This window comes from Anatilimnocola floriformis (assembly GCF_024256385.1).
Taxonomy (GTDB): domain Bacteria; phylum Planctomycetota; class Planctomycetia; order Pirellulales; family Pirellulaceae; genus Anatilimnocola; species Anatilimnocola floriformis.
On sequence record NZ_JAMLFW010000001.1, the window covers coordinates 3,897,678 to 3,906,676 of the forward strand.

Below are 8,999 nucleotides of genomic sequence, written 5' to 3' on the forward strand. Positions count from 1 at the left end.
AATGGTCCGCAGCCTGCCGCCAACTTTTTTCTGGGCTCTCGCCCGAGTGCGCCGCCGTTGGCTGCAAGCGCTGTTGTTTGTGTTTGCGTTCGCGATCCTGCGTTTTACGATCTTCACGCCGCTCGCAGCCGGCGCGCTACGACTTTGTCTCTCACGATGGGGGCGAGCGTCGATCGGCAATTTCGAAATCGCTTCGTTTCTGATGAATCCTAGCGGCATCGTCGCCTTGCTCGCCGTGGGAACGCTGCTGCTAACGACGCACTACTTCGAGCTCTCCGGGCTGATTCGCATTCTGGCCAGCGACCGTCTTCATTGGTGGTCGTCGCTGCGCAGCTCGAGCGGCTTGTTGCCGCGACTTCTGGAGGTGGGATTGCGGCAACTGGTTGTCTATTTGTTGCTGGCGCTCCCCTTCGTCGCCGCGATTGGATTGACCTGGTGGTGCCTGTGGAGCACTAGCGATATCAACGGTCTGGTGATTCTGCGGCCGCCGCGGTTCTGGTGGGGAGCGGGCATCGCGGCTGCTCTCTTGATTCTCTATTTTCTGTTCGCCGCGCAGTGGTTTCTGCGCTGGTTGCTCGCTGTGCCGATCTTGTGCGTCGAGCCAGGCCGCAGAAGCTTGGAGTCGCTCCAGGAAAGCCATCAACGTTCGCGCGGCCGCCTGATTCGCTTTGCTTTCGCAGTCGGAGTGTGGGGGGCAGTCCAGTTCACACTGAGCCTGCTCGTGCTCGGTTTTCTTCACTGGCTGTTTCAAATCACGCTCGATCGCGAAGTCCGTTCCCTGCAAACCGCTTCGCTTGTCGGTGGCGCGGTGGTTCTCATCAACGCAGCGGTCACGGGACTGCTCGGCGCGATCAGCAGTTTGATGCTGGCTGCCGTGGTTCTATCGCTATATCACGATGTCACACCCATTGATGCCGGCGAAGCCGATCGCGTCGATGCCGATGCCGGCGAACAACCCGATCCTTGGTGGCTCGCGCGGAGCGCGGTTTGGACTGTTGCCTTCGGCCTGCTGACGGTGCTCTCTATACTTTCTGCGCGTTCACTTGTGGCCGATGTGCGATTGAGCGAAAAAGTCGAAATTACGGCCCATCGCGCCGGCGGCTCGCGCGGGCCGGAGAACACCATCGCCGCCCTCAAGCAAGCGATCAGCGACCTGGCCGATTGGTGCGAGATCGATGTGCAGTTGACTGCCGATAACGCGATCGTGGTGATGCACGACACCGACCTGGCCCGAGTCGGTGGCGGTCGCAAACAAGTGGGACAGACAACTCTCGCCGAAATTCAAAAGCTCGACGTCGGTAGTTCGTTCGCGCCGCGCTACAAGGGCGAAAAGATTCCCACGCTGCCGCAGTTTCTCGCCGTGGCGCGCAACAGGATGAAGCTCAATATCGAACTGAAACCCCACAACAAGAGCGACGACGAACAACTCACGCGGCGAGTCATCGAAGCGATCCAGGCCGCAAACATGACCGATCAATGCCGCATCTGTTCGCAATCCTATGCGGCGATTCAGCACGCTCGCAAACTGGAACCGATGGTCCCGATCGGCTTCATCGTGGCAACCGCCATCGGCGATCCCACTAGGCTCAACGTCGACTTTCTGATGGTCAAGCAAAACCTGGCCACGCGCGATTTCGTCGACAAAGCCCACGCTCGCGGCATTCAGATTCACGCCTGGACGGTGAACAATCCAGCCGACGTCGCGCCGCTCCTCGATTCCGGCGCCGACAATCTGATCACCGACGATCCGGTCATGATCTGGGAAAAAATCGAAGAGCTACGAAAACTCGATTCGGTAGAACGCGTGCTGCTGCGAGTGAGGCACGCGGTGGGACAATAGGATCAAGCTAGGCGGCAGGCAGGCTTACGCCGCGTCTTCTTCCGCCTGAACCTCTTCAATCTCCAGCTCTTCACCCGCTGCTTCCGCTTCGATCGCCGCACGGGCGGCGCGCTCTTGGGCGGCAGATCGTTCGATGGCTTCGCGGCGGATTTCGCCGTCTTCGCTGACGTCTTCGAAGCGAACCGAGACTCGTTTTGATACGCCCGATTCTTGCATCGTCACACCGTAGAGTGTGTTGCCGGCGGTCATCGTCTTTTTGCTGTGCGTGACGACGACGAATCGCGTCCAGCCAAGGAAATCCTTGAGCACGTCGATAAAGCGGCCGATGTTTGCTTCATCGAAGGGCGCGTCGACTTCGTCGAGAATGCAGAACGGGCTGGGGCGGAACTGGAAGATCGCGAGCAGGAGCGAAACGGCGGTGAGAGCCTTTTCGCCACCAGAAAGAAGGCTGTTGTTGAACGATGGTTTGCCGGGGGGCGTGGCGATGATCTCGACACCACACTCCAGCACGTCGACACCTTCCTCAAGAATGATGTCGGCCTTGCCGCCGCCGAAAGCTTTGCGATACAAGGCTTGGAAATTGACGCGGATCGCTTCGAGCGTATCGAGAAACAACCGCCGGCTGTCGGCATTGATCTTTACGATGATCCGCTCGAGAGCCTGCTTGGCGTCGGTCAGATCTTTGTGCTGACCGCTGAGCGTAGTGAACCGCGAATCGAGATCATCGAGTTCATCCAGTGCATCGAGATTGACCGCGCCGATCTGATTGATCTTCCGCCGAAGCGACTCGATCTCGGATTCGACTTCGACGCGAGCTAGTTCCTCTTCCGCTGTAGCCGCCGCTTGCTCAGCGGCGGCGAGATCGATGCTGTAATCCTCGCGCATCCGGTCGGCGAGCGTGGTTCGCTCTTGACCCACGGTGGTTGCCGAGAGCTCTGCCTGGTGCAGTTGTTCCTCGGCTTTGCGGATTTCACGGCGGAGCGACTGCAGTGTCTCGGCCTGCTGCTGACGAGTTTGATTGGCTGCGTCTTGCACAGCGCGAAGTTCCGACGCGGCTTCGTCAAGAAAGTGCTTTTGTGCGAAGAGCTCCGCAACGGAATCGGTAACGCTGGCGACCGTGTGCTCAGCACTCTGCTTACGATCCACGCACGACTGTAGTTGCTGCTGAACTTGCGCGACCGCCCGATCGCGCTCGGCCTGATCGTCGGCGAACTGTGTCAACCGATGGCGGAGCGACTCGAGCCGTTGTTCGCTGCGAGCAAGAGCGACACGCGCTGCCGTGGCTTGTCGGGCTGCTTCCTGGCGATCGTGTTCCAGGCGTTGCAGCTCTTTTTGTTGTGCCTCGCCCGAGTGCTGATAGTCGTCGATGGCCGCACGATGTTCGGCGAGTTGCTCTTCAAACGCGGCGATGTCGGCTTGCAACTCCGTTTGCCGCTGTTGCAAATTGGCCTGTTGTTTTTCACCAGCCGTTTGAGCGCGGGCGTTTTGATCGAGTCGTTCCTGCAGCTGGCCTTGTTTCTGCCGTTGCTCGGCGAGGCCTTCGTTGGCTTGCGAACGGGCGAGCACGAGTTTGCGAACGTCTTCGTCCTGCAACTCAACGAGGTTGCGAAAGTGATCGGTCTCGCGCTGAGCGTTGGTGATTTGTTCGTGAATCACTTCCAAATCGTCGCGAAGTTCGCGCAGCTGACTCTTGCGAGAAACCAGGCTCGCCGCGGCGTGCCGAGCGCCGGCGATGACTTCGCCGCTGGCTGTCGCAATTTCGCCATCGGCGGTGACAAACCGGCAATCGGGCTGCGCGAGCCCGGTCAGTCGCTGCGCATCGGCGAGCGATTTCACCAGCCAGGTGCGGCCCAGCAATCGCAGCGACAATTGTTTCGCAACGGCTGGACAAGAGACGAGCCGATCAAGACGAGCGACGATAGCCGGGTCGCTTTCCCATGGCTGCGTGGGAAGTGATGCGAACTTTTGTTCTGCGCTCACGAATTGCAGCGTAACTCGGCTGGATGCGTGTTGCGTTTTTCTGATGATGGCCGCGGCGTCGGCGAACGAGCCTTCAATGACGACATGCTGCGAAGCTTCTGCGAGGGCGGCATCAATCGCAGTCGCATGTTGCAGTTCGGTCTGCAGTAGATCAGCGACGATCCCTTTGACGAGCGACCACGGCGGCGATGTCGCGTCGCTGGCTGCGTCGAGAATCTCGCGCACGCCGGCGCCGAAACCTTCGAAGTTGCGTTCGAGTTCCTCGAGCACGGCAATGCGATCTTCCGTCGCATGATGCCGGCCGACGAGTTGGGCCACGTCGTGCGTGCGCGAAGTATGCAGTCGGCGATTATCGGCGAGTTCGAGCTGCGCTGTTTCGAGCTGTTTATGCTGTGCGTCGAGCTCTTCCTGAAATTGTGCTTCGCGAGTACGAACCTGTTCAAGTTCCACTTCTAACAACTGCGCCGCCGACTGATATTCTTCGGCTTGCCTGGCGAGCGTTTCGAGCTGGGCAACCGCTTGTTGCCAGGCGGTTTGCCGGCCGCTTAATTCGGTTTGCACCGAAGCAGCCGATTGCACATGTGCCAGGTAAGCCCGCCGAGCGGCTTCGGTTTGTTCCTGCAATTCGCGATGAGCGGCCGTTAGCGTGGCCGCGTTTGTTTCGTGCGTGGTCACCTGCTCGCTGACCACCGCATGGCTGAGGTCTGCGGCCGCAAGTTCGGCTTCGGTTTGTTGCAGCTTGCCCAGCAAATCGCCATGGCGTTCCTGCATCGCCTGCAAATTGCGCTGGTGCTGTTCGGCTTCCTCGGCAAGTTCCGCGGCCCGTTGTCGTTGATCGCGGATGGTCGCTTCTTGCAGCGAGATTTGCTCGCGATTGGCGGCCAAACGTTGGTCCGCGGCGCGCAGATCTTCCGTGCGAGTGAGCACGGCCGTTTCTGCTTCCAGAATGTCCGCTTCCAGCTTTTCAGCCGTCGCACTGGCAGTCTGGACTTGGTCGCGACGGTCGAAAATCTCTTGTTCGATCGCGCGGAGCTTTTCGGTCAGTCGTCGCCAGTCGGTCAGGGCGACTTGCGTTCGCAGTTCTTGCAGCCGCTGCGTGTGCTCGCGATAGCGCCGCGCTTTCACCGCTTGATTGCGAACGGTCTTCAGCCGGTTTTCGACTTCATCGACAATGTCGGTCAGCCGCAGCAGATTTTGATCGACTCGTTCGAGACGCCGCTGCGCTTCGAGCTTCTTTGCTTTGAAGCGGCTGATGCCGGCGGCTTCTTCGAAAATCGCGCGGCGGTCTTTGGATGAGGCGTTGAGGAGTTTATCGACGCGGCCTTGCTCGATAATGCTGTAAGCATCGGCGCCAACGCCGGTGCCGCGGAACATGTCTTTAATGTCTTTCAGCCGCGCGGGTTGACGGTTGATAAGATACTCACCTTCGCCGCCGCGAAAGACCCGCCGCGTGATGTGAACTTCCGGTGCATCGATTGGCAATCGGCGCTCGGAATTGTCGAAGATGAGGGTCGCTTCGGCGGTGTTCAGCGGCCGCCGTCCCGTCGCGCCGCCCGAGCCCTTGAAGATCACGTCGGCCATGTCTTTGCCGCGCAGGCTCTTCGCCGATTGCTCGCCGAGGACCCATTTTACCGCGTCAACGACGTTGCTCTTGCCCGAGCCGTTCGGCCCGACGACGACCGTGATGCCCTGGGGGAACTCAAAGCGCGTACGATCGGCGAAACTTTTAAAGCCGAAAACTTCCAGCGCTTTGAGCATGGGTGGAACAACACGATATTTGCAAACAACGGCCGGTTACTTGTCAGGCGACTCAGACGTCTTCTTTTCGGACCAGGGGTTCAGTTTACCTAAAATCCCCCTGTCTTTCTTGAGATATTCAGGGTCGATGTAGGATTCCGTCTCTTTCTCTTCGTCTTCTTCGCGAGCCTGATCGAGGCGGTCGATGAAGAGTTCCGAGTCCGGCGTCGCTGCCGACATGTGCGACTGCGGCAGACCACCGGCATCGACCACGTCCGCTGGCTGTTGGTCGCCACCTTCACCGCTGCGATCGTACTTGCGGCCTGGCCGCGGCAGAGCATCGATCACAAACTTGGCGTTGAGCAAGCCCTGTTTTTGGGCGTTGGTCAGCATCGCGATGACGTCGGAGTAGCTGCCACCCAAACGCACGACGGTGCGAATGACTTGATCGAGCGACGTCGAGCAATACTCAGCGGCATCTTCTTCTTGCGGCTTGAAACGCGAGACTTTGATTTGGCCATCGGGCTGCGCAGTCAGCAGCAGATACTTGCCAGCGTAAAGAAACGACGGCGGCTTGATCGTTTGCTCGTGGCCAAACAGCACAATCTCGGGCTGCCGACTGCGAGCGACGTGAACGAGAGGTTCGGCGTTGGTAGGAATCGTATGGTAGAAGAACTTTCCGGCCAGCGTCTCACCCTTGGTGATCGGGTCGGCTGGATTGTGCTGCCGCAGAGCACGGAACGCACCGTAACGAGTTTCGGCGCTCACCACGTGCAATAGATTACTCAGCGCGGAATAGGCTGAGGTGTGGTTCATTGAGGCCAGCGCGGTCAACGCGTGCCAACGAAATGCCGACGAATCGCGGGCGGCTGTTTCGAGTACCGGCGCCGCTTCGGCCGTATCCATATAGGCCAGCGCTTCGGCCGCATAAAAACGAACCTCGGCATCTTTGTTGGACAGGCCCGCTTTGAGTGACTCCACACCGTCGCGGCCGATGCCTTCGAGCTGCAGGGCAGCCAGCGGAGCAGCCGATGGTTCTTGAAGTTTGCGCGCCAGGACCTGCAGTCGCTCGACGCGAGCCTGCGGCGTTTCTTGAATCGTCATGTTGCGAACGACGCGCAAGTACCGGCCAAGATTCCACTGATATCGCGACGACACGGCCAATTCCAAAAAGTTGTCGCGCATCGGCTTGGCGACACCGCGCTTCTCGCCTTTTTCCAGCGTGTGAAAACGAGTGTTGATCGCCTTGCCGATCAGGTTGCTGATGCGGACGGATGCGTCTTCGCGTCGCAACATCAGGCCCAGTTTGCGTTCTTCGATTACTCGGCCGCCGCTCAAAATTCGGCCGCGAACCTGGCTCGTTTTGTCACTACTGCTATCGAGGATGGCGTTGATAACGAGATCGCCCTTGCCGGTGGCATCGACATCGCCGCTGCGAATCATGCCGCCCAACACCACGCGCTGCCGCAAGCGAGTCGGCATCAAAATGCCGCCAGACAGACTCGATGTTTCGCTATTTTTCGGAACCTGCACCATCAGGTCGAAGCGTTCATCCTTCTGCGCAGCGGGCCGCAAGTAGCCCGTGACCAGCACCATCGAATACTTGCCCGTGGCCAGCACTTTCGACGGCTGATGCACGCCGTGTGTCTGCATTTCGGCGATCAACAGTTGTCGCTGCTCGCCAGGCGGTGGATCGCTGCCCGTGTTTTCCAGGCCACTGACCAGGGCGATCGATTCCACTTTTACCCAGTTCAAACCCGAGGGTCTGGTGTAATCGCCGATCAGCGTCCGTTCCTTTTCCTCTTCGACCGGAATCGCATCGGGCGTCTGGCCGCGGAAGAGTGGATTGGCGCAGCCGCCGAGCGCGCCCAGTCCGAGCGAACCGAGCCCGGCCAGAAACGTGCGGCGAGTTAACGATATTTCGCGGGCAGTGTGCGGCGTCATGCCGACCCTCTCCAGCTGTTGAGTATGCAGCGCTTCGTGCGCGCAGATTGAACGAGGTTTCCCCATTGGGGCGGCGGAGAGTACCGCGGTGCAAATCAGCCGTCAAGAGCGACTGCATTGATAGAGCGTAGGACGGAACAAGTGTACTCAGCGCAGTTCCGGCAGGAAGGCAGAATCAAGTTGAACTACAGCTCCAACTGCAGCCTGTTCCGCCCCTGCCTTCCCAAGAACACGAATGACATTTGGCCAAATCCCCAGTTCTGCTAGATTGCCACCGCAGCATCCGCTCCCGTCGTTACGCTAGCAGTTTCCGATGAACATCATCAGCCGATCCATCTTGCTCGACCTGATGAAGCTCTTCAGCTTCTGGCTGATCATTATGTCGATGATCATGATGCTCATCACCATCGGCCAGGAAGCGGTGCGGATGAACCTGGGCGTGGGCCCCACGCTCAAGCTGATTCCGTTTGCCCTGCCGGCCGCGCTCTCGTTCGCGGTGCCGGCCACCATCTTGTTTGCCACCTGCTTTGTCTACGGCCGCATGTCGGCCGAGAACGAAGTCGTGGCGGTCAAATCGCTCGGCATTTCTCCGCTGGTGCTACTAGCTCCGGTGCTGGCACTATCCTTTCTGCTTAGCCTGGTGGGTGTCTGGCTCTTTGACGTGTCGTATTCCTGGGGCCATGCCGGCACGCAGCGAGTCGTCATTCAGTCGATCGAAGAAATCGTCTACGGCATGCTCCGTACGCAGCGTTCGTTTGCGAACCCGCGGTTCTCGATCATTGTCAAATCCGTCGATGGTCGCCGACTCATTCGGCCGATCATCAATTTTCAACCCAACAACGACATGCCGGCCTTCACGCTCACCGCGGCCGAAGCCGAGTTGCAATCGAACCTCGACGAAAACACTCTCAGCCTCATCCTGATCGATTGCAAGATGGATACCGACGAGGGGCTGACGTTCGATTGGCCGGGGCGGACGGTGCAAGATATCCCGCTCACGTTTGCCGCTGCCAAGGACGTGGGAGAAAGCAACCCCGCGCATCTACCGCTGCGCAAAATGACTGCCGCGATCGAAACGCAGAAACTCACAATTGCCGAGCTTGAACAATCGGTCGCAGCTGAAACCGGCTTGGCCTTGATGACCGGCGACTTCGATTTGCTGTCGCAAGCCGCCTGGCAGAAGCGTCAGAACAGTGTCGAAACGGCGCGGCTGCGGCTGTATCGCTTGCAAAGCGAACCCTGGCGTCGTTGGGCCAGCGGCTTTTGCGCGATGGCCTTCGTGCTCATCGGCGCGCCGCTCGCCATCATGTGGCGAAACTCCGATTACCTCACCACGTTCATGGTCGCGTTCTTGCCGGTAATTCCCTACTGGATCTTTCTCAGCCAGTGCCTGAGCCTGGTGAAATCGGGCGACGCACCGCCTGCCATCGTCTGGACAGCCAACATCGTCTATATGGGCGCCGGCGTCATCATGATCCGGCGCATGTTACGCAACTAA

General features: G+C 59.3%; 4 protein-coding genes. 2 read left to right on the plus strand and 2 right to left on the minus strand.

Annotated elements, in window-relative coordinates; genetic code table 11:
• The first annotated feature begins 1 nt into the window (after window position 1).
• A complete protein-coding gene (locus M9Q49_RS15035; RefSeq protein ID WP_254509582.1) occupies window positions 2-1,840 on the plus strand; it encodes a glycerophosphodiester phosphodiesterase family protein in 1,839 nt (612 codons plus the stop codon).
• A gap of 24 nt (window positions 1,841-1,864) precedes the next feature.
• Here the strand turns inward: M9Q49_RS15035 and smc are convergent, their stop codons facing one another.
• Together smc and M9Q49_RS15045 are read right to left on the minus strand one after the other, a co-directional pair.
• Window positions 1,865-5,578, minus strand: a complete 3,714-nt coding sequence (gene smc, locus M9Q49_RS15040) for a chromosome segregation protein SMC (protein ID WP_254509584.1) — start codon at window positions 5,576-5,578, stop codon at window positions 1,865-1,867.
• A gap of 36 nt (window positions 5,579-5,614) precedes the next feature.
• Window positions 5,615-7,501, minus strand: coding sequence for a HEAT repeat domain-containing protein (locus tag M9Q49_RS15045; RefSeq protein WP_254509586.1), 1,887 nt, complete (start codon window positions 7,499-7,501; stop codon window positions 5,615-5,617).
• A gap of 313 nt (window positions 7,502-7,814) precedes the next feature.
• Between M9Q49_RS15045 and M9Q49_RS15050 the strand changes: the two genes are divergently transcribed.
• Complete coding sequence (locus M9Q49_RS15050) at window positions 7,815-8,999, plus strand: LptF/LptG family permease (RefSeq protein ID WP_254509588.1); 1,185 nt, start codon at window positions 7,815-7,817, stop codon at window positions 8,997-8,999.

What these genes read in the sequence shown, in the direction of transcription:
- M9Q49_RS15050 (WP_254509588.1), top strand. Translation starts at nt 7,815, where the DNA reads ATGAACATCATCAGCCGATCCATCTTGCTCGACCTGATGAAGCTCTTC.
- smc (WP_254509584.1), bottom strand. Translation starts at nt 5,578, where the DNA reads ATGCTCAAAGCGCTGGAAGTTTTCGGCTTTAAAAGTTTCGCCGATCGT.
- M9Q49_RS15045 (WP_254509586.1), bottom strand. Translation starts at nt 7,501, where the DNA reads ATGACGCCGCACACTGCCCGCGAAATATCGTTAACTCGCCGCACGTTT.
- M9Q49_RS15035 (WP_254509582.1), top strand. Translation starts at nt 2, where the DNA reads ATGGTCCGCAGCCTGCCGCCAACTTTTTTCTGGGCTCTCGCCCGAGTG.